The 24066-nt window shown below is 62.3% G+C and carries 18 protein-coding genes; 6 read left to right on the top strand and 12 right to left on the bottom strand.

The genetic code is table 11. From position 1 onward, the window contains the following. The first annotated feature begins 135 nt into the window (after window positions 1-135). Window positions 136-1050 (top strand): hypothetical protein, encoded by a 915-nt coding sequence (locus VGN12_20840; GenBank protein HEY4311907.1) that lies wholly within the window; start codon window positions 136-138, stop codon window positions 1048-1050. A gap of 112 nt (window positions 1051-1162) precedes the next feature. On the opposite strand, the gene VGN12_20845 is transcribed toward VGN12_20840, so the two are convergent. The 3 genes from VGN12_20845 to rfbD all read right to left on the bottom strand — a co-directional run bounded on the left by VGN12_20845 (window position 1163) and on the right by rfbD (window position 5249). Next, window positions 1163-2278 (bottom strand): toxin-antitoxin system YwqK family antitoxin, encoded by a 1116-nt coding sequence (locus tag VGN12_20845; protein ID HEY4311908.1) that lies wholly within the window; start codon window positions 2276-2278, stop codon window positions 1163-1165. 234 nt (window positions 2279-2512) lie between these two features. Beyond that, window positions 2513-4141 (bottom strand): hypothetical protein, encoded by a 1629-nt coding sequence (locus VGN12_20850; GenBank protein ID HEY4311909.1) that lies wholly within the window; start codon window positions 4139-4141, stop codon window positions 2513-2515. A gap of 151 nt (window positions 4142-4292) precedes the next feature. Continuing rightward, window positions 4293-5249, bottom strand: coding sequence for a dTDP-4-dehydrorhamnose reductase (gene rfbD / locus VGN12_20855; GenBank protein HEY4311910.1), 957 nt, complete (start codon window positions 5247-5249; stop codon window positions 4293-4295). A 344-nt stretch (window positions 5250-5593) separates the two neighbouring features. Here rfbD and purE point away from each other — a divergent pair, with 344 nt between their 5' ends. Beyond that, entirely contained in the window at window positions 5594-6088 is a 495-nt protein-coding gene (purE, locus tag VGN12_20860; protein ID HEY4311911.1) for a 5-(carboxyamino)imidazole ribonucleotide mutase, read from the top strand. A gap of 153 nt (window positions 6089-6241) precedes the next feature. Continuing rightward, window positions 6242-7192, top strand: coding sequence for a hypothetical protein (locus VGN12_20865; protein ID HEY4311912.1), 951 nt, complete (start codon window positions 6242-6244; stop codon window positions 7190-7192). A gap of 72 nt (window positions 7193-7264) precedes the next feature. On the opposite strand, the gene VGN12_20870 is transcribed toward VGN12_20865, so the two are convergent. The 4 genes from VGN12_20870 to VGN12_20885 all read right to left on the bottom strand — a co-directional run bounded on the left by VGN12_20870 (window position 7265) and on the right by VGN12_20885 (window position 10543). Continuing rightward, window positions 7265-8083 carry a class II aldolase/adducin family protein gene (locus tag VGN12_20870; GenBank protein HEY4311913.1) on the bottom strand — a complete coding sequence of 273 codons (819 nt, stop codon included), beginning with the start codon at window positions 8081-8083 and terminating at the stop codon, window positions 7265-7267. 167 nt (window positions 8084-8250) lie between these two features. After that, entirely contained in the window at window positions 8251-9081 is an 831-nt protein-coding gene (locus VGN12_20875) for an enoyl-CoA hydratase (GenBank protein HEY4311914.1), read from the bottom strand. 72 nt (window positions 9082-9153) lie between these two features. Further along, on the bottom strand, window positions 9154-10128 hold the full coding sequence (locus VGN12_20880) for a dihydrodipicolinate synthase family protein (GenBank protein HEY4311915.1): 975 nt from the start codon (window positions 10126-10128) through the stop codon (window positions 9154-9156). A 79-nt stretch (window positions 10129-10207) separates the two neighbouring features. Beyond that, window positions 10208-10543 (bottom strand): DUF1805 domain-containing protein, encoded by a 336-nt coding sequence (locus tag VGN12_20885; protein ID HEY4311916.1) that lies wholly within the window; start codon window positions 10541-10543, stop codon window positions 10208-10210. A gap of 408 nt (window positions 10544-10951) precedes the next feature. On the opposite strand from VGN12_20885, the gene VGN12_20890 reads away from it, so the two are divergent. Next, window positions 10952-11914 (top strand): prolyl oligopeptidase family serine peptidase, encoded by a 963-nt coding sequence (locus VGN12_20890; protein ID HEY4311917.1) that lies wholly within the window; start codon window positions 10952-10954, stop codon window positions 11912-11914. A 181-nt stretch (window positions 11915-12095) separates the two neighbouring features. Here the strand turns inward: VGN12_20890 and lpxK are convergent, their stop codons facing one another. From lpxK to VGN12_20915, 5 genes are all read right to left on the bottom strand, one after another. Then, a complete protein-coding gene (gene lpxK / locus VGN12_20895) occupies window positions 12096-13154 on the bottom strand; it encodes a tetraacyldisaccharide 4'-kinase (protein ID HEY4311918.1) in 1059 nt (352 codons plus the stop codon). Window positions 13155-13258: 104 nt separating this feature from the next. Continuing rightward, a complete protein-coding gene (locus tag VGN12_20900; protein HEY4311919.1) occupies window positions 13259-14356 on the bottom strand; it encodes an isocitrate/isopropylmalate dehydrogenase family protein in 1098 nt (365 codons plus the stop codon). Between the two features lie 214 nt (window positions 14357-14570). Continuing rightward, window positions 14571-18395 carry a hydantoinase B/oxoprolinase family protein gene (locus VGN12_20905; GenBank protein HEY4311920.1) on the bottom strand — a complete coding sequence of 1275 codons (3825 nt, stop codon included), beginning with the start codon at window positions 18393-18395 and terminating at the stop codon, window positions 14571-14573. 176 nt (window positions 18396-18571) lie between these two features. Beyond that, a complete protein-coding gene (locus tag VGN12_20910) occupies window positions 18572-19636 on the bottom strand; it encodes a tRNA-dihydrouridine synthase (protein HEY4311921.1) in 1065 nt (354 codons plus the stop codon). Between the two features lie 87 nt (window positions 19637-19723). Then, entirely contained in the window at window positions 19724-22105 is a 2382-nt protein-coding gene (locus VGN12_20915) for a hypothetical protein (protein HEY4311922.1), read from the bottom strand. A 396-nt stretch (window positions 22106-22501) separates the two neighbouring features. Between VGN12_20915 and VGN12_20920 the strand changes: the two genes are divergently transcribed. Both VGN12_20920 and VGN12_20925 read left to right on the top strand, forming a co-directional pair. Continuing rightward, window positions 22502-23059, top strand: a complete 558-nt coding sequence (locus VGN12_20920; protein HEY4311923.1) for a DUF6174 domain-containing protein — start codon at window positions 22502-22504, stop codon at window positions 23057-23059. 62 nt (window positions 23060-23121) lie between these two features. Continuing rightward, a complete protein-coding gene (locus VGN12_20925; protein HEY4311924.1) occupies window positions 23122-23940 on the top strand; it encodes an SDR family NAD(P)-dependent oxidoreductase in 819 nt (272 codons plus the stop codon). The last annotated feature ends 126 nt before the right edge of the window (window positions 23941-24066 follow it).

A 24066-nucleotide genomic window follows, 5' to 3' on the forward strand; every position in this document is an offset into this window, starting at 1 on the left:
CTGTTACATCGTCCGCCCCAGGCCGTCACGCCGCGAAGCCAATCGCGCTGGACCGGTCCCGGGCTTTCGATACGCTGCGTCCGCCGGACAGGGGGCTTCAACTAGGTCAGGCAACATTCGCAAGGGCTGCACTCCATGAAACGACCGACAATTGGGCTGTGCGTGGCGCTAATGATCGGCATCGTCGCGCCGGCGGCACAGGCAGGCATTCATTTCCTGGATCAGGATTTCCACAGCGACTCCGTGGGCCAGGCGCCGGCCACGGGTTCTATGGGCCCCGTGATTACCATGCCGGGGGCCATCGGTGGTTTTTCGAGCACAGGCAATCCAGACGGCGACGTCCCACCGAATGCCATCACCGAGGGAACTATCACGGTTCAAAACCCAAATAACCAGGCGGTCTTCAGCTCAGTCGGATCAAACGACGAAACCGGCGCTTTGTTCATGGACACCGGCTTCAACATCACGTCGCAGCAGGTGACCCTGGGCTTTGATATTGACGTCATGCAAGCGCCGGCGCTCATGACGGATGCCAACTCGCAGCCCATGACACTGCACCTCGATTCGGGGGACATTACGGCCGGCATCTTGTTCGGGGCGCGACTCTACAGCAGCACCGCAGGCAATTGGGCCGTCAGCGTAGCGGTTGTGCCCACGAGCGCCACGGGCGGTGTATACGCCCTGCGCAACTCGGACAATTCGCAGCTGATGCCGTTCGGGACCTACACCAATGGCCAGGACAATCACATCACGGTCGTGGCCGACTACACGGCCGGCACGGCAAGCGCCTATATCAATAACACCCTGGGCTTGAGCGCCTATCCGTTACGAAATGGCGGCAGTCCCGGCCAAACCGGCCCTCTCGCCAATGCGACTTTCAACGAGTTATTCATGTACATGAACGGCCAGAACACTGGCGACGGCAATCAGGTCGCGGTCGATAACATCACAGGTGACTTCGCCACCGTGCCCGAGCCGGCCACGGTCGCCATCTGGGCCGTAGGGTGTGCATTGGTCGTGGGCGTGCGTTGGCGCAGGCGATCACACTAGTCGCGGCACTTATTGCACTACCAAACGAAGCGAGCGACGATCGTCTGACAGTGGCGGTCGTCGCTCCTTTCTTGGATTGCAGGACCGAATCCATCTGCCGACCCTGCCGCGCTCACTTGACGGGGACACCGTTGTTGAACGATGTCGCCTCCTGCACTTCGCCTGATTCGGCCCATTCGTACAATTCGCCGTGCCTGCGTCCCTTGCGATAGCCGACCACGACCTTAGGTGCCCCTGATTCATACCAGCCCATGATACGGCCGTTGGGGGCGTCGTCTTCGAAAACTCCCTCGGCCTTCCGATTGCCGTTTTCGAACCATTCGGTCGACAGGCCATCCTTGCTGCCGACATTGTACGTTTCCATGACCTTCAATTGGCCGTTGCGATACCAATTGCGATACAGCCCCGTCAGATCCCCTTTCTCGTAAGTGGCATCCACCTTGGGGGCATGCTTGTCGTCGTCGCCCCACCATTCTTTCCACTCGCCATCGCGGGCCCCGTCGATGTAATGGCCTTTGGCTTTTTCGCTGCCATCGGGATGCCATTCGGCAAAATCGCCGTCGAGTGCGCCGTCTTTGTAGGTGCGATCGGTCTTGGGTCGGCCGTCGGAATACCATTCGGCGTAATGCCCCTCCTTGGCGCCGTCCTTGTAATCGACTTCGAGCGATTTGTGCTTGTTGCGATAGTAGAGCACCGAATGGCCGCTCTTGGTGCCATGAACGAACTCGGAAACCTCTTGCGGGGCGCCGTCGTTGTACCAGCGGCGGACGGTGCCGTGTTGATCTCCCTGGTCGAAGATCTGTTCGATGGATTTTTGGCCACCAGCGTGCCAGGCAGTGAGCTTTCCGTGCTTGGTATCTCCGCGAAACGTCGTTTCCTGTTTCTTTTGGCCATTGGCGTGATAGAGGACCTCGGCCCCTTCCTTGTTCCCCTTCTTGTAGGTCCCTTCCCCTTTTTTCTGACCGGACTCGTACCACTCGGTCCAGGGTCCGTCTCGCATTCCGTCGTGGTAAATGTATCGGCTGGCGATCGGTCCCTTCTCGTAATAAGTTTCGACCACACCGTGCTCGATTTCTTCGCCGCGGGCGTTCTTCTTTATCTGCCGCTTTGCTTTGATTGCGCCCGAAGCGAACTTCTCCTCGACCACTTGCGGCTTTGCCGCGGTCGGCGTCTGAGCGCCGGCCGGCGCCGTCATGACCACCAGGCTGAGAAGTAAGGGAGCGATCATGGATCGAATGACGTGAGAAGCGAGAAAAAATCGCCGCCGGTACCGCGGCGCACCACCAGGCACGCCGACCGGACCCTCGAAATTCTACGATAGGCCCGCCGGTAAAGTTTGGGAACAGCCCGGCCCGGGAATAGGCGTTTTGTCCGGGCGCGACGGGCGGAAAAATCCTCGCCATCCCCCGCCCCTGCCCGAAAGCTGGCAGCTCACCGCCACGAGCGATCATCGCGGCGTCGTTTACTCAGCCGGCTTCTCGCCGTCGCGCAGCACGTCGAAGTACGTCCGCGCGTGCTCGCGATAACCGCGCGGCATTTTGGTGTCCGCCAGCGGGTCCGAGGCACTGCCGCGCGCGGCCTGGAATTGCGATTGAATCTCTTGTTCGACGCGCCCCTTCGAGTTCGGGCCGTCGATCTTGCCCGTCACGCTCACGGCGCCCGCCCCCATCTTGCCTCGCAACTTCGTGTCGTACAGGCCGGCCTCGATATCATCCTCGGGCCGATCGGCATCCATGTGGCCACGGCCGGGCTTCAGGCTCCGTTGTGTCGAACGTTGTTGCAGCATGCCAAAACGGTCGGCCTCCATCGCGTCGTTAGCGCCGATCGCATCCTTGGCGTCCGCCAATTCTTGCAGCGCCTCGTCCAATAGCGCGCCCTCGGCTTGCTCCTGCATCATTTCCGAGAGCTGCCCCTGCATTTGCGCCAGTGCCGCGGCGGCCGATTTCGAGTCGCCTTGCTTCATGCACTCCGAACACTCGCCCATCTTCGAGGCCATTTGCGCCAGCTTTTGCATCTGCGACGCCTGCTTCTGCATCTCGCCAAGCTTCTTTTCCAGTTGCTCGGCTTCCTTCGACTGACCGGCGGCGCGTTTTTCGGCGATTTGTCTCTTCAGCTCGCTTTCCATCTCGCGCTGCTTCTCGGCGACGTTCTTCAACTTTCGTTCCATCGCTTCCAGTTGCTTGGCCAACTCGGCCTTGGCCTGACCGTCGAGTTGGCCGGACCGCAACTTCTCCTGCAGCGCTTCCAGCTCGCGGCCGGCTTGCTTCAGATCTCCTTCCTTGAGCGCATCGGTCAGCTTGTCGGCGGGGCCCTTGGCCAGGTTCTTCAACTGCTCGAACTGCTCTTGCAACTTGTCACCACCGCGCAATTGCTCGCGACGTTCTTCGAGCTGCTTGTGCAGGTCGTTCATTTTGACCAAAGCGTCGTGGCGGTTCTCTTCCCCTTTGCTCAACTCTTTCAGTCCGGCTTCGAGCTTCGCCAGGGAATCGGCCTCCTTCAGGTCCTTTTCCTTGGCTTCCTTCAACTGCTCGGCGATCTTCTCGCGTGCCACCTGCGTGACCTTCTTCACTTGCACCTTTTGCTCGGCCAGCTCGGTCGTGGCCGTGGCGATTTCCGTGACGGGATTCAGGAACACCGCCAGCGAGAAGGCAGCCGCGGCCGGCACCAGCGGCAGTAGCGCCGTGCGCGACAGAGACAGGCGAAATCCCGGTCCGACGTCCACACGCTCGACGGCGCGAACGGCGTCCGCCACGAGCGCTTGCCCCATGGGCGTTTCGCGCTCGGCCGCGCTCAAGGCGTAAGCACTCGAAATTCGCTCGTGCAGTCCGAAGCGCCGATCGATCTCGATCGCGGCGTCCAATTCCGATTGGCCGCGCAACCAGACCAGCGCGGCCGACAGGAGAATGCCGGCGGCCAATCCAATCGTGGGCCAGGCCCAACTCAGCAGCCCCAGCGGATAATACTTATCGACCGCGACTAGGATGGCCGAAGCCGCCAATGTGCCGAACAAGCACCAGGGAAGCGTGGCTAAGAATCGCTGCATCGCCAAACGACGCCGCGCGATACGAACCTGACGCCTGAGCTTTTCCATAGCCTCGCTCCTGCCGTAAGCGATCGAAAACCCGACGCGCGGGCCGCCCGACCAGCCCCCTCTCGATCATAGGGCCTCCCTAGCCAGGAAGCCAGCGAGGAACACCCAGGGGGGCGGGCGTCTCGCCCGCCTTAAGGTGAACCCGACATCGCTACTGCAACCCCTGCACAATCTTAGGAAACTCCGCAGCGAGCGCAGCCCGCCAATCAGGGAGCGCAAGGCCAAATCGCTCGCGCACCCGCCAGCCGTCGAGGCGCGAGTTCAGTGGGCGCCGTGCCGGAGTCGGGTATTCGGCGGTCGTGATCGGCAGCACCCGCTCGACACGCAGGGAAAGCCCCGCCGCGCCGGCCAAGCGAAAGATTTCCTCGGCGAAACCATGCCAGCTCGTTTCGCCCGCGACGGGCAGATGGAACGTCCCGCCATGCTCGCGCAGGAATTCAGCGGGCGAGTCCCCGGCCAGGCGCAGGATCTCGGCGGTGGTAGTGGCCACGGCCGCGGCGGGAGTCGGCCCCCCGACCTGGTCTGCGACCACGCGAAGCTCGGTCCGCTCGGACGCCAGCTTGAGCATGGTGCGGACAAAGTTGTGCCCGTGCGCGGCATAAATCCAGGAGATGCGCAGAATGACATGAGCTACGCCGGCGGCACGAATCGCTTCCTCGCCAGCCAGTTTCGTCCGGCCGTAGGCATTCAACGGATTTGTGACGTCGTCTTCGCGCCAGGGGCGCGTGCCGCCGCCATCGAACACGTAATCGGTCGAATAATGCACAAGCGCCGTGCCGGCCGCTCGCGCCTCTTCGGCCAGCATGCCGGGCATGATGCCGTTGACGAGCATGGCCAGGTCAGGCTCGGACTCCGCCCGATCGACTGCCGTATACGCTGCCGCGTTGACGATGATGGCCGGACGCACCTCGCGAACCGTACGGCGCACGGCGTCCAAATCCGTAACGTCAAGGATCAGCCGTTGCGCCGTGCCTGCGAACGCACCGGGCGAACGGGCCGTGGCGAACACCGGACCGACCGGGGCGAGCGTCCGCAGCAATTCACGCCCCACCTGCCCCGTAGCGCCGACGAGCAGGATGCGCGGCGGATTATCGGGCTTCGACGTCAAGGCAGGATCCGTCCCGATTGAATGGTCGGCAGTGACAGTTGGCAGCGGTCGAAAATAACGCTGAGATTTCGACTCTGGTTTCCCATTATATCGGCAGTTGCACTTGGCCCCTTGCCACTGCTGGCGGATATGGCATACTCGGCCGCGCGGCTTATCGAATTCTTGGGATCCGCTGGTCAAACGACGACCAGTCGAAGCCTTGAGGGAAGGGGCATCAGCGACGCGTTATAGCGTGCCCCGCTCAATTCTCGATAAGTTGTCTCGTAATCGCGAATTTCCCCGGGGTGCGTTCGTCGGCCCCTAATTTCTAGTCGTTATTGCCCACACGCAGAAGGAAGAATTGCATGAGCGCCGTAGACAAGCCGCTAGTGGCCATCGTGATGGGGAGCAAGTCGGACTGGGAGTTGATGAAACACGCCGGCGATACGCTGGCCAAGTTCGACGTGCCGCACGAGTGCCGCGTGTTGTCGGCGCATCGCACGCCGGACCAGTTGCGCGAGTATATGGCCGACGCCGAAAAGCGCGGCGTGGAAGTGTGGATCGCCGCCGCCGGCGGAGCCGCCCACTTGGCGGGAGTCGTGGCGGCACACACGGTGAAGCCTGTCCTCGGGGTGCCGATTCCCAGCACGACGCTCAACGGGCTCGATTCGTTGCTCGCGATCGTGCAGATGCCGGCCGGCATCCCCGTTGGCACCCTGGCGATCGGCAAGCCTGGCGTCGTCAACGCGGCATTATTGGCCGTCAGCATCCTGGCAACCAACCGCCCGCCGCTGACCGCAAAGCTGCACGACTATCGCGCCGAACAGGCAAAGAAAGTCCTCAGCGAGACGCTGCCGTAACTACGACAAGCGGCGATTCGACACCGTCGCGGCTACTACGATCGGCCGCATCGCGCCGTCGTAAACTTGCTGCGTCACGCACCAAACGCTTATCCTGATGACGTAACCGTTGGTTGATGCCAAATCGATCCGCGCGCATTTTGGGGCGAGTGCATGTCTGACGAAATTACCAAAATCCTAATTGCCGCCACCGGCGGTATTGCTTCGAAGGACATAATCACGAAGCTTCTCGGACCGAGCGCGGACTATATTGGCGAAGGCGCGCGGAGTCTTGTTGAGAAGTCGAGCCGGAACCTGCGCCGAATATTCGATGTCGCGTGCGGAAAGCTCGGAAATAAGATCGACTCTCAAGGTGGTGTAAACGCACGTGTCTTAAAAGGTGTCTGGGAAGAAGGACGTTACATCGAAGATGCGATCTCCGCAGAATACTTCGGCGGATTGCTTGCTGGGGCTCGAACGACAGATGGTGCCGATGATTCGGCCGTCCCAGCACTCTCGCTGTTGAAAGCCATGTCCTCCCAACAGCTGCGACTACATTTCATCATCTACTCGTTACTCGCGCGCTATCCTTTTGCCACAAAGCGGCTCGACGCACATGAGTTCTGGAAGGGCCTTCACGTGGCCGTTTCAGTCGACGAGCTACTCTTGGCCGCACAATTTGACGGCGGGGACGGCGCGGCCATTCTCTTGTTGGCAACGAAAGGACTAATCGATCACGGGTTGCTGGGATGGCGGTACGCGTTCGAATATGGGGGCCTAAAGGAGTCGTCGGGAATTACCCCGGCATTTGATTTCATAACACTGACGCCAAATAAGGCTGGAGCCAGCCTTTTTCTTCGAGCCCTTGGTCAACGTGGTCTACATCCTGAGTTAATCACCGCAATTAACGTCGACCATAGTCTATCGGACGACATCAAGTCATCCGTTCAGTTACCGCCAAATGCGACTTGCTACCACTCACCTGTCGAGGATTCGATAAGACCTCTGCACGACGACGTGGAAGACCGGTTACTTGAGGTTGAGTCAGACGTGGAGGAGTTGAAGGACGAACTTCGGCGAAGTAAGACGGACGCTGAAAGCAAACGTAAAAAGAAGCCGGTTTAATTCGTACCGATAGGCTACAACCAGCGAGACCGCGTCCTTCGTCGTCCATTCCATTTTTGACCGACGTATCATTTATTTCGCGCGCCATGGGTTGTAATCGGTCTCGTGGCGGTCGAGTTGCCGGACGACCGCTTCCCATTGGAACGGATACCGCATCGGCTGCGTCAGCACCGAGCGGCTTTGTCGGGCCACTTCCGGCGGCACGATTTGCAAAGGCCGCCCCGTGGCCATCGCGCGTAAATTGACCGCGCAGGTCCGCTCCATATCGATCATGTCGAGGACTGCTTGCTCGACCGACGAACCTGTGGTAAGCAAGCCGTGATTGGCCAGGATCAGCGCCCGTTTCGTTCCGAGCGCCGACGTTATGTCGACTGTTTGCTGCTCGTCGAGCACGATGCCGGTGTATTCGCTGTAGATGGCGTGGTCTTCAAAAAACGAGCAGCCCGTCTGCTCGAGCGGATCGAGCAGGATGCCCAGCGCGCTATAGGCCGAGCCGGCCGGCGGATGCGTGTGGCAGGCGCAGTTAACGTCAGGCCTGGCATGATGAATCGCGGCGTGAATGCAGAAGCCGGCCTGATTGATCATCGGCCAGCCGTCGATGATCTCCCCCTTCGAGTTCACCAGCACCAGGTTCTCGGCCGTCACCTCGCTGAACATCTTGCCGAACGGATTGACCCAGAAATAATCGGGCGCACCGGGCACACGCAGGCTGATGTGGCCAGCTAGTCCATCGTCCAGACCATGCCGGGCGATAATCCGATAAGCCGCGGCAAGTTTCACGCGTTCGTGTCGCGCTTCCTGCGAATTGGCGATCTCCAGGACCCATTCCTTCTCAGCCGAGTCGCTGGCAACGGTACTGCGAACGATCGACGAGGGGTCGGAATTGATCATTAAATCCTCCTAAGCGCTGCGTAGGGGCGGGCGGGCAGCGTGTGCGTATAAAGAACTTGAGAAAGGTCCGCGAGCCCAGCGTTGGCGGAACCACGTTGCACGGCTCGGAACGTCATCCTAGCGTGCTAATTAAAGCCATGCAAAACGACGAGCCCGCAGACGATCTTTCAGGTGCGCCACTGCGGCGGACGCTTGTTCAAAAATGCGTCGATCCCTTCTTGGGCGTCGGGCAGAGCGGCATTTTCGACCATCGCACACTCGGCAACCTTATAGGCCGCCGGACGGTCGAGCGATAACTGCTCGTAAAAAGTTCGTTTGCCGAGCGCGAGCACGGCACCACTGGCCGAAGCGATCTGCCGGGCGAGTTTCAGCGTCTCCGCGGCCAGTTGGTCGCTCGGCACGACGCGATTTACCAGCCCGATACGCTCGGCCTCGGTCGCCGTAATCGCATCACCAGTCAGCAGCATTTCCATCGCCTTCTTCGTGCTCACCGCCCGGGCTAGCGCCACCGCCGGTGTTGAGCAGAACAATCCGATCCGCACGCCGGGCGTCGCGAAGGTGGCGGTCTCGGCGGCGATGACCAAATCGCACGTGGCCACCAATTGGCAACCGGCCGCGGTAGCAACCCCCTGCACCTGCGCAATAACGGGCTGCGGCAGATGGCGGATCGCCTCCATGACTTCCGTACACAGGGTGAACAGCGCCTCGGCCTGCTCGCGGCTGGCCGTCGCGACCTCGCGCAGATCATGGCCCGAACTGAAAACGGGGCCGTCGGCCTTCAAGATGACGCACTTAATCGCCGCGTCGCCGGCGATCACGCGCAGTTGATCGCGCAGCGCCATGAGCACGTCGCGGCTGAGCGCATTGCGCCTGGCCGGATTGGCGAGCGTGAGCACCGCGACCCGATCGACATGCTCGCAACCCACCAGCGAACCAGCCGGGGCCGAGGCGCCGGCATGCGATGTCAGGGCGTCAGTCGTCGTTGATCGTTGCGTCATCGATTCACAAGCGCGGCCCGAGAGCCGTGGCGTTTCGTCGCAGCGCGATCAATGGATATAGTTCGTATGGACCTAGTTGGCGCTGATCGCACGCGTCGTCCGGCCCGCTGATCGTAAGGGACGCGAAGTGGTTTTCGAGCAGTAATCGTCGAAGCCCAATCGCGTGAGTTGCTCGTCGAGTTGGCTTGCCTGTTCCGCGCTCAAGGGGCGTAGCGGCGAGCGAACCGGCCCGCAATCAATCCCCAGCCGGTTCATTACGGCCTTGCCGGCAGCCATGAACGACGAGCCGAAACGCAACAGCGCCCGGACCAATTCTACGGCACGCATTTGCTCGCGGCGGGCCAGGACCATGTCTTCCGCGTCGAAGGCATGAATCACCCGCTGATACAGGGGCGTCATGAAGTTATAGGTGCTACCGACAGCGCCCCGGACACCTAGCGCCAGGGCCGCCAGCAGGATTTCGTCCTTGCCGAACAGCACTTCAAAGCGGCCATCATCCAAGGCGACGCAGGCCGCGAGATCGACCAGGTCATCGTGGCTGTATTTCAATCCGACGAGATTGGGAATTTGCCGGCCGGCGACCTTCATAAAGTTTGCCATCGGCAGGCTGACGCCCGTCATGCCCGGAATGTGGTAGTAGTAAAACGGCAGATCGGGGGCGGCAGCCGCGATCGGAGCGCAAAAGTCCGTCAGCATGTCTGCATCGGCCGGCTTGGCAAAGCAAGGGCCCATCGCCGCGGTCGCCGCGGCGCCATGCTCGGCCGCGTGCTCGGCCAACTCGATGCAATCACGCTGGCAGGTATGCCCGACGTGAACCACCACGGCAAAGCGGCCAGCGGCGGCTTTGATCCAGCGCTCGGTAACCGTGCGGCGCTCGGCGAGCGTCATCGACATGCTCTCGCCGGTGGTCCCACAGACAAAGGCGCCTGCCAATTCGTTATTGGCGAACAGGTCGGCCTGCTCGTCGATGACGCCCAGATTGAGCTCACCATTTCGCGTGAAGGGAGTGTACGGAGCGGCAATCAACTTGACGGGTGGACGCTTCATAAAAATCGTTCGGCAGGAGGTAGTGATAGGTGTCTATTTCGCGTTGGCAGATTTTGCCATTATGGGCGGCGAGTCGACTTTAATTGCTCGAGAGCAGCTTGGCGAGAGCCTCGAGCCCGGTCATGCCCGGCTCGATACCGAGCTTGCGGGCGGGCTCGCTGACTTCCACGATCTTGGCCTGGTAAAGATCCTCGGGCTCGCATAGCGGTTTGGCGGGCGTGCCACGTGCAATCGCAACAACGAGCCCGAATTCCCCCGCGACGGCCACATCATAAATGCCGCATCCGACCAGCCCGCGGCTGGTGTGAATGGCACAATACTGGCCACCGGGCCAGCGAAAGCTGGTTCCCAGCGCCTCGCCGTGCGGGGTGTGCAGAACGTCGTTGCGCGCGGTGGGAAGCGTGGTCGTGGTCATGCGGTAGTTTTCCTAACTATATATACCCGCGCACCGGGCGGTCACCGCGAACACCTCTCTTGGTAGCGTGCCGCGCGCGGGCCCGCAAGCGTTACAACGCAAAAGGGGGACACAGCTTGCCAGCCGTCGACGTAAGTGCTTAAACGGCGTGTTTGTCGGTGCAGCGAAGTGGGGGGATTGACTAGGGTTTGCCGGCCGTCTTGACGAACCGGGATGATCGCTTGGGGCAACGGGATTCGAGATCCGCTGACCTGGCCGTCCGGCGGATGACTATCGCAAATTTGACCCCGCAATGGGCGTGATTCACAATACCTCTCCACCGGTCGCGCCGTGCTATTGCGCCACGGCGTTAGGGCCGAGTCTCGCTCGCGTCGCAGTCCCCTGCCCTTCAAGTTGGAGTCAACCACAGTGAAACGCCTCGCGTCGTCGTTTGGCCTGTTCGCGCTTGCCGCGATTCTGTCGGTCAATGTTTGCCTTGCGGATGACGCGCCCGGCGCCGCCGCGGGACTGGCAGCACCACCCGAGAAAGCCGCGTCACCCTACAAGCAGCAACAGGACGTCGTTTACGCAGACATCGACGGTATCGGCCTGCTATTGGATATCTTCACGCCAACTGGCAAGAGCAACGGCATGGCGATCGTCGACGTGGCCAGCGGCGCCTGGTTCTCGGACCGCGGCAAGATCAACGATCACAAGCGGGCCAAAATGTTCGACACCTTCTGCGAACGCGGCTACACGGTGTTCGCCGTGCGACCCGGATCGCGTAATCGGTTCACAGCGCTCGAGATGTTGCAGAACCTGAAGACCGGCATTCGCTGGGTCAAAGCGCACGCCGAGGAATACAAGATCGATCCGAATCGACTCGGCCTGACCGGCGCCTCGGCCGGTGGGCATCTGGCATGCCTGTGCGCGGCCACGGCCGATGATGGCAAGCCGGACGATCGCGATCCTTTGAATCGCCAAAGTACGCGAGTGAAGGCGGTTTCGGTATTCTTCCCTCCCACAGACTTCACGAACTGGGGGACCGCCAAGGTTGGGCCGGACAATCTTTCGATGTCGTCGCGCATGGTCGGCAATCTGCTGTATCAGGGGGGCATCACGACGCAGAAGAATGAAGAAGTCTTCGAGCAGATGAAGAAGATCTCGCCCGCGCATCATGTGACCGGCCAGTTTCCGCCGTTCTTGGTTTACCACGGCGACAAAGACCCGTTGGTCCCGCTGCAGCAAAGCGAGCTACTGGTCGCGGCGCTGAAAAAAGAAGGAGTGCCGGCCGAGCTGATTGTAAAACCAGGAGGCGGTCATCCCTGGCCAACGATCCACGAGGAAGTGAAGGAAGTTGCCGACTGGTTCGACAAAGAACTTGTGAAATAAGCTCCGGTACTGACAGCTTTGCTTCTACTCGGAATCTGTGATATCTGCGTAATCTGTGGATCGCCGCCTGCAAACGCCGGTAGCAGGTCCACAGATTACGCAGGCCGAGGCGTTGGATAAGCGCAATGCGATGACGCCAAGTTCTCTGCAGTAGCGTCCTATCGTTACGCTGCGATACTTGTCAGCCCGTGGCTTTCGCCGCGATCGCTTGCAGGCGTTCTTCGAGCGCCGGCAGACCGGTGAGAATTTCAACGCCGATTTCCACAGCCCACAGCGGTACGCCCGCGATCTGGTCGACCCCCAGCTTGACCAGGTCCTTGTGCGTGCAAATCAGTGCCGAGGCATGCTGCTCGCGGGCCCATTGCCCTAACGATGCGACATCCTCCTGCGTATAGGCGTGATGATCGCGGAACTCACGCAGTTCGCTCACCCCGAAGCCGCACTGCGCGAGCGTGTGCCGGAAACCGGCCGGATTGCCGATACCGCAGAATGCCGCGACACTCTGTCCGACAAAGGCCGAAAAGGGAGCCGTTTGCCCGCTTCCCGAAAGTAATCGCTCAGGTGCGTGCCGCATCTCGAGCCATGCCGCCTGCGAGTTATAGCGCGCGGCAATGGCGCGCAACTCAGCGCGCTGCTGGGGCGAAACCATATCAGCGCGCGACAGCGCCACAATATCGGCCCGGGCGAGCGAGGAAACCGGTTCGCGCAGCATGCCGCGTGGAAACACGTGGTCGAAGCCAAACGGCTCGAGCGCGTCCAAGAGCACGATATCCAGATCGCGTGCCAGCCGGCGATGCTGAAAGCCGTCATCGAGCAGAATCACCTGGCATTCGAACTCGTCGACGGCCGTGTGCGCGGCCGTGACGCGGTCGGGATTTTGCAGATGCGGAACGTCGGGCAACTTTTGCTCGAGTTCGAGCGCCTCGTCATTGCGCGCTCCTTGCTCGGCGCCGTAGCCGCGACTGATGAGCGTTACACGGATGTCGCGAGCACGCAGCCAACGAGCGATCCAGGCCACGAGCGGCGTCTTGCCCGTCCCGCCAAGCGTCAAATTACCGACGCTGATCACCGGCACGCTGGCATGCTCGACGCCAATTTGCCGATCATAGCCGTAGTTGCGCCAGCGGACGGCCAGCGTGTACGGAATCTCGACCATGCGCAGCACGGCACGCCATAGATGCGCTCGCGCGTCGCGCCGCTGTCCGCTGACCAGAGCACGAAATTCAGCAGCGCTAAGCAAAAGGCGTCCCCTGTAGCCGGCCTCTACGAGGCCGGTCGAATCCGAGCGGCACCGGGGTCACAGTCCCCGGCTACAGGTTATTCGTCATGACTACCTGGCCATTCCTATTCGGCCAACTTGCGGCAGATCGCGTCGGCCATCTCGCGGGTGCCGACGGCGGTCGGATCATCGCGATTCGGCTTCAGGTCGTAGGTGACATACTTCCCTTCGGCGATCACGTCAGCCACGGCCTTTTCCAGGCGGTCGCCGGCTTCGATCTCGCCCAGGTAACGCAGCATTAACATGCCGGAGAGGATCAGTGCCGTCGGGTTGACCTTATTCTGCCCTTTGTACTTGGGAGCACTGCCGTGCGTGGCTTCGAAGACGGCTCCGTCGGGGCCGATGTTCGCACCCGGCGCGACACCCAAACCACCGACCAGCCCCGCGGCCAGATCGCTGAGGATGTCACCGTACAGGTTCGGCAGCACCAGCACGTCATACAACTCGGGCTTTTGCACGAGCTGCATGCACATGTTGTCGACGATCCGGTCTTCGAATTCGATGTCCGTATATTCAGCAGCCACGTTGCGGGCCACTTCCAGAAACAGCCCGTCGGTGAACTTCAAGATGTTCGCCTTGTGAACGGCCGTGACCCGCTGGCGGCTGTTCTTCCGGGCGTACTCGAAGGCACAGCGCACAATCCGCTCGGTGGCCGAAACGCTGATCGACTTGATCGTCAGGCCGGTCTCGTCCAGGCCCGATTTGATTTTCTTCTCGGCTCGCTCGTTGATGAACTTGATCGCTTCGGCAGTCTCGGGCTTGCCGCGTTCGAACTCGATGCCGGCGTACAGGCTCTCGGTGTTCTCGCGGACAATCACCAGGTCGACGGGCACCTCGGTGAAGAAGCTGCGCACGCCGACGTACTGCTTGCAGGGGCGGATGCAGGCGAACAGGCCCAGCGCTTGCCGCAGATGGACATTGATGCTGCGGAATCCGGTGCCGACGGGCGTGGTAATAGGGGCCTTCAAGGCGCACTTCGTGCGGCGGACGCTCTCCATGACGGCGTCCGGCAAAGGCGTGCCCATCTTCTCCATGATGTCGACGCCAGCGACCTGCTCGTCCCAGTTGATTTTGACGCCGGTGGCATCGACGCATTTCTTGGCGGCCGCGGCGAGTTCCGGACCGGTACCGTCGCCGGTGATGAGGGTAACTTCGTGAGCCATGGGAGTGTGGACCTACCTTTTGCCCTTTGGGGGGGATGTCGATTCGCGGGGGGCCGAAAAAGCGGCCCAGAGGCGGGCGAAGCGTAAGCAGGAAAAATTAACAGACAGGGGGCGGGGGGTCAAACGGGCCTGAACGGGCGGCGTGAGTGCCGCACAACTCGTTTTCCGTCTCCCCATATCGGGATGAATTAGCTTCCTGACCAAGCCGAAACCGTCACCCGTCCTTCGCGCCCCAGCCCCCGCCGCCTGGCGTCTCGATCGAAAGCACGTCTCCCGGCTTCGCGGTGAATTGCACTTGGGCAGCCAATTCGTCATGCGTCCCGTCGGCGCGCCGCAACGTGTTCCTTCCGAGTTGGCCCGGCGCGCCACCGGCCAGGCCGTACGGCGGATACGGCCCACGTCGTTGCGACAAGATCGAAACTTCCAGCCGGCGCAGGAACTCGATGCGGCGCACGATACCGTCCCCGCCGCGATGTTGGCCGGCTCCGCCCGATCCGCGCCGAATCGAGAACTCTTGCAGCCGCACCGGGTAGCGCTGTTCGAGCACCTCGGGATCGGTCAGCCGAGTGTTCGTCATGTGTGTGTGTACGGCGTCGGCGCCGTCCGCCTCGGGCGTCGCGCCGGCGCCGCCGCAAATCGTCTCGTAGTATCCGAACGTGCTGTCGCCGAATAACACGTTGTTCATCGTCCCCTGACTGGCGGCAGCTACCTGAAGCGCGCCCAGCAACACGTCCACGACACGCTGCGACGTCTCGACATTTCCACCAACCACCGCCGGACTGACGGCGGGCGTCGCGCCTGGCGTCGGGTTCAACAAGCACTCGGGCAGCGCAATCGTCACCGGCGCGAGCACTCCCTGATTCAGTGGAATGTCCTCGTCGATCAGCGACCGCAAGAAATACATCACGGCCGCCGTGACAATCGCCCGATTCGCGTTCAGGTTGCCGACCAGCACGGGGCCGGTACCCGTGAAGTCGATCGTCGCGCGATCTCCCGCGATATCGATCGTTGCCACGATGGCCGAACCGTCGTCGAGATGGTCTTCGAAGCGGTGTCGACCACTGGGTAATTTCGCGAGCGCCTGCCGCATCTTCTGCTCGGCCGCGTTTTGGATATATCGCATATAGGCCTGCACGACCGGCAGCGAATGCCGCTCGACCAGCCGCGCCAGGTCGCGCGCGCCCTGCTGATTCGCCGCCACCTGCGCCGCGACGTCAGCCAGATTGTCCGCCACCTTGCGCGTCGGATACCGCCCGGAACTTAGCAGTCGGCCAAATTCCTCGAGCCGTGATTCTCCGGCGTCGACCAGTTTGAAATTCCGCACCAGCACCCCTTCCTCGGCCAGGTTCCGAGAAAATGGCGGCATCGAGCCCGGGACGATGCCCCCGATCTCGGCGTGGTGCGCGCGGCTGGCCGTGAAGAACAAGAGCTGTGTGCCCGCCGCGTCAAACAAGGGTGTGACGACCGTGACATCCGGCAGATGCGATCCTCCGCGATAGGGATCGTTGGTCACAAAGACGTCTCGCGGTCGCAGCGCGGGATTGTCTGCCAAAATACACCGCACCGTTTCCCCCATCGCCCCCAAATGTACCGGGATGTGCGGCGCATTGACGACCAGGTCCCCCGCGGCCGTGAATACCGCGCAACTGAAATCGAGACGCTCCTTCACGTTCACACTGCTGGCCGTATTGCGTAGCGTGATCCCCATCTGCTCGGCGATCGCGGCGAAGCGATTGTTGAAAACTTCGAGCGTCGCCGGATCGCAATCGATGGCCCTGTTGTCCGTGTCGCCTTCGGATCGCTCGCTCTCCTTTTTGCGCGCCACACGAGTCAGCACCAATTCGCCGCGCGAGAGGACTTCTCCCTGCCAGCCGGGATCGATGATCGTCGTCGACATCCCTTCGTGTACCACGGCCGGCCCCGTGATCTGATCCCCCGGCTGCAACCGCGCGCGATCAAAAACATTCGCATGGCACTGCTGCGCCTCGAAGTACACATTGGCCTCTCGCTCGGCCGGCGCGGCGCGGTGCGGTGCATGCGTCGAAGGCTCCTCGGGCGGGACAGTATGCCCCACGGCCTCGACCCGCAACGCCACGATTTCCATCACCCGACCGTCGCTGCGATAGCCGTACAGCTTCTCATGTTCAGCGGCGTACGCTTCGGCGTATGTTCCCTGGCGGGGCTCGGCAATCGTCAGCGAGGCATCTAACCCCTGGTAGCGCAGGTCAAGCGATCGTCGCACGCTGACGCGATCCGGCGCGATCCCCTCGGCCAGCACTTCGTCGCGCGCGCCCGCGACCAGTTCGGCAAACGTTGCTGCCAGTTGCTGCACGCGATCTTCCGAATAATGATCGTAAACGCCCTGCGCAGCGTGGCGCACCACGTCGGCGGCACCGATGCCATAAGCGCTCAAGATGCCCGCATCAGGATGCAACAGCACCTGGCGCATACCAAGTTCGTCGGCCACGGCGCAGGCGTGTTGTCCCGCCGCCCCGCCGAACGCCACCAGGACATACTCGCGAGGATCGCATCCCTTGGCGATCGAAATCGATTGAATCGCCTTCACCATGTTGGCGTTCGCGACCTGCAGAAAACCGTCACACAGTTCAATCGGTGTGTAGCGACGCGCCGCCACACGCTCGATTTCGTCGATTAGCGCTTTCAGTCGCGCTGCGACCGCCGCGTGATCGAGCGGAAACGGAAAATGCTCTGGCAGAATCTTGCCCAGGTAAAAGTTCACGTCCGTCACGGTTAGCGGTCCGCCGCGACCGTAACAGGCCGGGCCCGGTGCGGCTCCGGCGCTCTGCGGTCCGACGACCAACTTTGCCCCGTCAAAGGCGCAAATCGACCCACCGCCCGCGGCCACGGTTTCGATCGCCATCATCGGCGCGACGACCCGCACGCCCGCTTTTTCAGTCTCGTACTCGAGTTCGAATCGGCCGTCGAAGCGCGATACGTCGGTGCTCGTCCCCCCCATGTCGAAGCCGATGGCCTGCGTGAAGCCCGCGCTTTCCGCCGCGCGCGAGAAACCGACCACGCCGCCGGCCGGTCCGGACAGGATGCTGTCCTTGCCGACGAAATTTTCGGCCGCGACCAACCCTCCGGCCGAGGTCATGATCCGCAAATCGGCCGAGGGGAGCGAGCCTCGCAGCAAACCCACGTAATCGCGCAGGATCGGATTTAAGTAGGCGTCCATCACGGTTGTGTCACCGCGGGCAACAATCTTAACCAGCGGCGCCACGCGACTACTGGTGCTGATTTCGGCAAAGCCTGCCTCGCGCGCCAACTCCGCGACCTGTTCTTCATGTGCAGCAATGCGATAGGCGTGCAGCAGGCAAATCGCCAACGAATCGATGCCACGGCCGCGCAGCTCGCGGAACTGCTGCTTTACCAAATCGGGGTCTGGCGATCGCATTACCTCGCCGTCGACGGTCACACGCTCGTCGATTTCGACAACATCTGCGAACAGAGGAACGCGTTTCTTGATCGCGACATCAAACAGTCTCGGCCGGTTTTGATAGCCGATCGCCAGAATGTCACCGAACCCACGGGTCGTCACAAACGCCGTGCGCGCCCCGCGTCGCGTTATCAAGGCGTTGGTTCCCCGTGTGGTTCCCAAACGCACCACGACGTGAGGAATCTGGGAACTAAGCGACAGCCCCAGCAAGTAGCGTATCGCCACGATCGGCGCTTCCTCGCCCGAGGCGAGCTCGTACGCTTGCCCCGGAGTGGCATCCACGGGCAGCGGCGCGTCAAGTTTCAGACAGCCTGCATCGCTTTCGCGCACCCGACGTTCCGCCACCACGTCGCCCGTCGGGCTCAACAGCCGCAGCGTATAGCCGGCCCAAAAATTCGCCGGATCGACGGCGCGCAACGAATCGAAGATCTCTGTGCGCGACGAACCGTCCCCAGCCGATCCCTTCGTCACGCCCGAGCTCAACAACTTAAGGCGCGCAAGCGTGCCATCCGGACGCCGTGCAAAGCAATCGGTGAACGTACCACCAACGTCAATCCAGAATTCCCAAGCGCTTGATTGCATGGAGGCCGAGTGTGGCGGAAAACATGCCGCAAGGCAAACTCTTAATCAATCGTCCGCGTCGAAGACCTCGCCCCCAGAGGACACCTTCACTGTCGGGGAACCGCGGCGCGAGTCGATGATCGCTTATGCGATCCCCTCACCCTGCCCTCTCCCGGAGGGAGAGGGATATCTGTCGGCTATTCGGCGTCTTGCGTTTGCGGAAAGAAATCGTTGACCACGCCCGCGAAGTCGTCAGGCGTGGTAACGTGCGAGATGCGAGTGCGAAACTCGCGCGCGCCGGGCCGACCTTGGGCATAGCAACAGGCAAAGCGCCGCATCAGGATCGTGCCGCGTGCCTGGCCGAATCGCTCGCATACCAGCCTGTAGTGATAGAGGAGTAGCGTGCGTTCTTCGGCCAGCGTCGGGTCAGCGGGAATCGGTTCACCTCGTAATGCCGCCTGTGCCTGGCGGAACAACCACGGCTTCGATAGGGCAGCCCGCGCGATCATTACGCCGTCGACGTCGTAACGGGCCAAGGCTTCGACGACTTTCTGCGGCGAGTCGAGATCGCCGTTCCCGATCAGCGGAATGCGTTTCAGGTAAGGCTTGATTGACGAAATCCGGTCCCAGTCGGCCGAACCTTTGAAGAAATCTTGCGCCGTGCGGCCATGCACCGTCAGCGCCGCGGCGCCGGCCCCTTCGATGACTTGTGCCACGTCGATGGCGTTGATGTTGTCGCGCGTGCAGCCCAAGCGGATCTTGGCCGTAACCGGCGTGGGGGCGCAGGCCTGAGAAACGCGCTCGACGATCGCACCGACACGGTCGGGGCATTTCAACAAGTAACTGCCGCTTTGCGCCGCGACCGTGACTTGCTTCACGGGGCAGCCGAAGTTGATATCGACAACGCTGACTTTGAACTCGTGCGCTAATCGCGCGCCGACCGCGGCCAGCGTGCCTGGGTCGTTGTCCCAGATCTGCACCGCCAGCGGGCGGGCTTCATCTTTCACGCCCCACAATCGATCGGGGAATTCGCCGTCCCGTTCATCCTTCGCCAGAAAGCCGCGAGCACTAACCATCTCGGTCGCCTGCAGGCCGGCGCCGCCGAATTCGCGCACGATCTGCCGATACGCGTAATTAGTGAAGCCGGCCATCGGCGCCTGCAGCACCGGCGGATCGACGATCACGTTGCCGATCACGAGCGGCTTCGCGCGAGGGCGACGCTCGGCCGTTTCGCTGGCAACATTCTCGGTGATCGTGGCCATCAGTCTTTCAGACGCTTACGGTGAATTGCAGTCTAGCGAGCTACCTCGTAAGGCAGCGTGACACTCGATTGCTTTGGCGTACCGCGTTCAGTTGCCGACCGGCGTCGGCGTGGTGCTTACCAGGGCCCGAACCAACGACTCGCTCCCCGTGGCAGGTGGCAGCACAGCATTCGCGTACGCGGCAATCTCGATATTGTAATCGGTGAGCCGGGCCAGAAACGTGCCCGTCTCGGCGGTTTGATCGCTGATGGCTTGCAGAGCCTGGCGCGTCTCGGCCATGGAGAAGGTGGGATCCAGAGCCATGTTGCCCCGCGCGTCGTCGGCAGCGACGACCGCCGCGGCTCGATCGACCAGGGCAGCCCGCAATTGCGGAATCGTGGCGGCCAGGCGCTGGATCGTGGGAGATGTGGCCAGCTCACGCGGCAATTCGTTCAATTGCAGTCGGTATCCGCCAGCGTGCGGAGGTGTTTCCGCGATCAGCCAAGGACTGCCGGTCAGCGGGCGCCCCGCGGCCTGCGTCAGGCTCCACTGTGCCGTCAGTCGCTCGATCTGTGCATTGCGCGCGTCGGCCTGGGCGGCCAGTTGTGCGGCGCGCACCAACAACATGGCTTCGGCGCCGCCAGGACCTTGCAGCCCTTGACTGGCGATCGTCCCCCCGAGCGCTTCGAATTGCTCGAGCTGCTGCGCGAGCAATTGAGCGCGAGCCGCGTGAAACTGCGCCTGCCAATACGACGTGATCGCGTCACGTCGCCGCTCAGCGGGAACATTCACCAGGTAATCAGCAAGCGGGATCGGCGCGCTTTCGGCCGTTACCGCGACAGGCTCCCAACACAAGACCAGCGCCAACTGCCGCGCCTGATCGGCGCTCGACCGATCGCGCAGCGCCGGGTAAAGGCATGGCGAAGCGTGTAGCTCAGCGGTCGTGATCGCTGCCGCCGGCGGTTCGGCCGCTGGAATATCAGCACTCGGCATCGTTGGCACACCGCGTTCCGCAACGGGCAGCGCAGAGGACTCGGCCAAAGGCGCCTCCGGCAGCATGTCGGCCGGCGCCGTCTGATTCTCGGGAATGCCGGTGGGACGCTGTGCAGCGTACTTGCCGTAAGGAGGTTCTGCCTTTTCCGTCGATGTCGAACCGTAGGGGGCCTTTTCTTCGTCGCCACGTGGCAACGGGGGCAAGCGCTGCTCGCGCGGTGTTTGCTGCGGGGGACGCGGCGGAGCCAGCGTCGGCTCGTTGCGCACAGGCGCCGCGGGATTCACCGGCGGCGGAGCAAGATTCAGTTGCCCCTCGGGCACTGGCTGCAAAGGCATCTGTTGCGGCGCGGCAATCGGCTGATTGAAGCCGGCCCGTTCGATGCCGGTCGCTCCCGCCGGATTCGTCATCGTACCGCCGGCAACCGTGCCAGTCGGAACACCCGCGGGAAGCTTGATCAACATCGAGGCCAGCCCTTGTGGGTCCAAGGGGGGCGTCGGAGCGGACATCGCGTATTCGGCGATTTCGAGATTGTAAGTGCGGACATCGGCCATAAAAGCACGGCGCTGACGCGACAGCTCATCGACCAGCGATAAAACGAGAGCCAAGTCGCTGCGCCCCTCAAAATGCGATTCCTCGGCGGCCATTAAGGCATCGCCGGCGGCGTTGACCGCGGCGGCACGCGATTCGATCGCGCTACGGCGGATCGGCAGTGTTCGATCAATCAACACGGCCCGCGGCGGAATCGCGCGGCCTTGATATAGATTGTCCAACTCCGTGCGATACGGTCCTACGTGCGGAATGTCCGACGGCAACGGCAGCGTTTGCCCCGTCGGCAAACGAATCGAGCCGGCCAGGTCATATTGTCCAGAGACCAGCGCAACGTCGGCATCTTGCAGTCTCGCCTTAGCGGCCTGCAGCCGAGGCGCCAGCATGCGCTGGTCGGTGCTCGGCTCATTGTCAGGGTGTTGGGCCGGCTTCAATCGCTCGAACTGTTGATACTCATCCCAAGCAAAGTTGTAGTCGGCCAGCGCCTCGGCCAGACGCCAATAGCTTTCCGTCGCGCGCAATTGCCCGGCGCGATCCGGGACCAAACGCAGGACCTCGACCAGCGGCATCGGGCGGCCGCGCGGTTGTTCCCCCTCGGGCACGGCCAAGGCCTGACTGAGAATCTCGGCCGACGCGGTGCGTGCCGAACGCGGTTCGACGGGCACCAGCTTGCCAGGCGCCGCGGACGGCGGCGGCGCAGCAGCAGGAGCTTCCTTGCGCGCCGGCGGAATTTCGGCCGGGACGGGCGGAGGCGGTGGATCAGTTTCGGCAGGAGGAATGACGCCCGCCTGCGGCGCGGCCGGGGCCTCGCCGGCCGGCGCCGTGGTACTTTGCCCACGCTCGCGCTGGCCATGCACGCCCTGTTGCCCCGCGCGCGGTGCGGCCGGCGGCTGGGCGGCCGGCGGCAATTGCGCGAGCAAGCTACAGATTAAAAAGTGAGTCGTGTACATCTCGGCATCCTTCCGGACGTTGACAGCCCGATAGCAAATCCCGAAACAACGGACCGTCACCTACTTGTGATAGGACGCGAAGTTTCGGCTGGCGCGCGGAATTGCGCAGCGCAGCCCCCCGCGCCTCGCAAAACTGTGGTTCAGCGTGACCGGTTCCTGCCAAAGCGTCAACAGGGACGATTCGGGCAGGCCTCTTTTCCACCAACGAGTGACGGTCTAACCCGTGGCCAATGCGGTGCAAGTGCCGGTTAACTTTGCCTAATCCACCGGAACGATTGTTCGTGCCATCATGTTACCGCGTGGTTGACGCCCGCGCGCCGGGCTTGTGAGAATGTGCAGGCATCCCGGCCACGTCAGGCAGTTGCAGCACAAGGCGCTTCAGCATTCCGTCCGCCTATGAATTCCAAGACCAACGGCCAATCGCCGAACGGGCAGCAGCCGCACCCAAAGCCGGTGCGCGCCTCGGCCATGGTGCTTGGTGCGGCGTGCGGCATCGGCATAGTGCTGGCGATCATCGTCGTGACCCTCGTCCTCAAGCGCGGACCGTCCGTGCCTGAAATTACCCGTGCCGATCTGGACGTGGCCGAGCAGAAGTGGAAAGCCAACGGACCGGCCGGGTACGACATGGATATCACGATCGGCGGACGGCAGCCGGGCGTGGTACACATCGAGGTCCGCGCCGGCACGGTCACAAAAATGACGCGAGACGGGGTCACCCCCTCGCAATCGCGTACTTGGGAATATTGGACCGTGCCGGAACAGTTCGAAACAATCCGCCAGGATTTCGATTCCTCCGAAACCGCCGGAGGCTTTGGCGCGGCCCCCGGCTCGCAGACCATACTCAAGGCCGAGTTCGATTCGCACTACGGCTATCCGCGGCGCTATCAGCGCTTCGTATTGGGCACCGATCTGGCCGTCGAGTGGGACGTGACGCATTTCGCGCCCGTCGAGTGAACGAGCAAATTGTCATCGATCCGCTAACACTAATCCATAAACACATTCAGAAATTGCCTGGCATGACGAATTGGTCCGGAAAAGTGGTGATCGTCACCGGTGGCTCAAGCGGACTGGGGCGCGCCATCGCTGCTGCGTTCGCCGAGCGTGGGGCCAATGTCGTGATCGCGGCGCGCGGCGCCGATGCATTGCAGCGCACCGCCGCGGAACTCAGCCAAGCGGGCCGTGCGGTGACTGCGATTCCGACCGACGTGACGCGGCAGGTATCGGTCGATGCGCTGATCGCGCAAACGATCGCCAGATTTGGCCGCATCGATGTGCTGGTGAACAACGCCGGACGATCGAGCCGGCGGGCTGTGCTCGACACCACGCCCGAGGATTTCGCCGCGCTCGTGGAAATCAATCTGCTGGGTCTGGTGCGCATGACGCGGGCCGCGGCGCCCCATCTGCTAACAGCCCACGGACACGTGGTGAATATCGGCTCGCTGGCTGGCAAGTCCGCGACCCGATTCATGGGGGCCTACCCGGCCAGCAAGTTCGCCGTCTCGGCCTATTCGCAGCAGTTGCGATTGGAGCTCGAGCCGCAGGGCTTGCATGTGTTATTGGTCTGCCCGGGCCCGATCGCGCGGGACGAACCGCGTGCGGCTGACAGTGAGCGCGCCCAAGAAGACACGAGCGGCATTCCCGAAAGCGCCCGCAAGCCAGGCGCGGGGGCGAAAGTAAAACTCCTTCAGCCAGAAGACCTGGCCGCACGCATCGTCCAAGCCTGCGACGCGCGACAACCAGAACTGGTCATCCCAGGCAAGGCGCGAATCCTCTTCGCCATCGCCGCCCTCTCACCGCGCTGGGGCGATTGGCTGGTGCGACGGATGACGAGTTAGATGCAGCAGTTCTAGACGTTGAATTTGAGGACTGTTCTTTTGAGACTTCGGGAGCGTGTTTAGACTACGACGCAGGTTCGGTCCGACTCCAAACATAGTACCTCTCACGACTGAGGTCTTTCCGGT

Source organism: Pirellulales bacterium (assembly GCA_036499395.1).
Lineage (GTDB): Bacteria > Planctomycetota > Planctomycetia > Pirellulales > JACPPG01 > JACPPG01.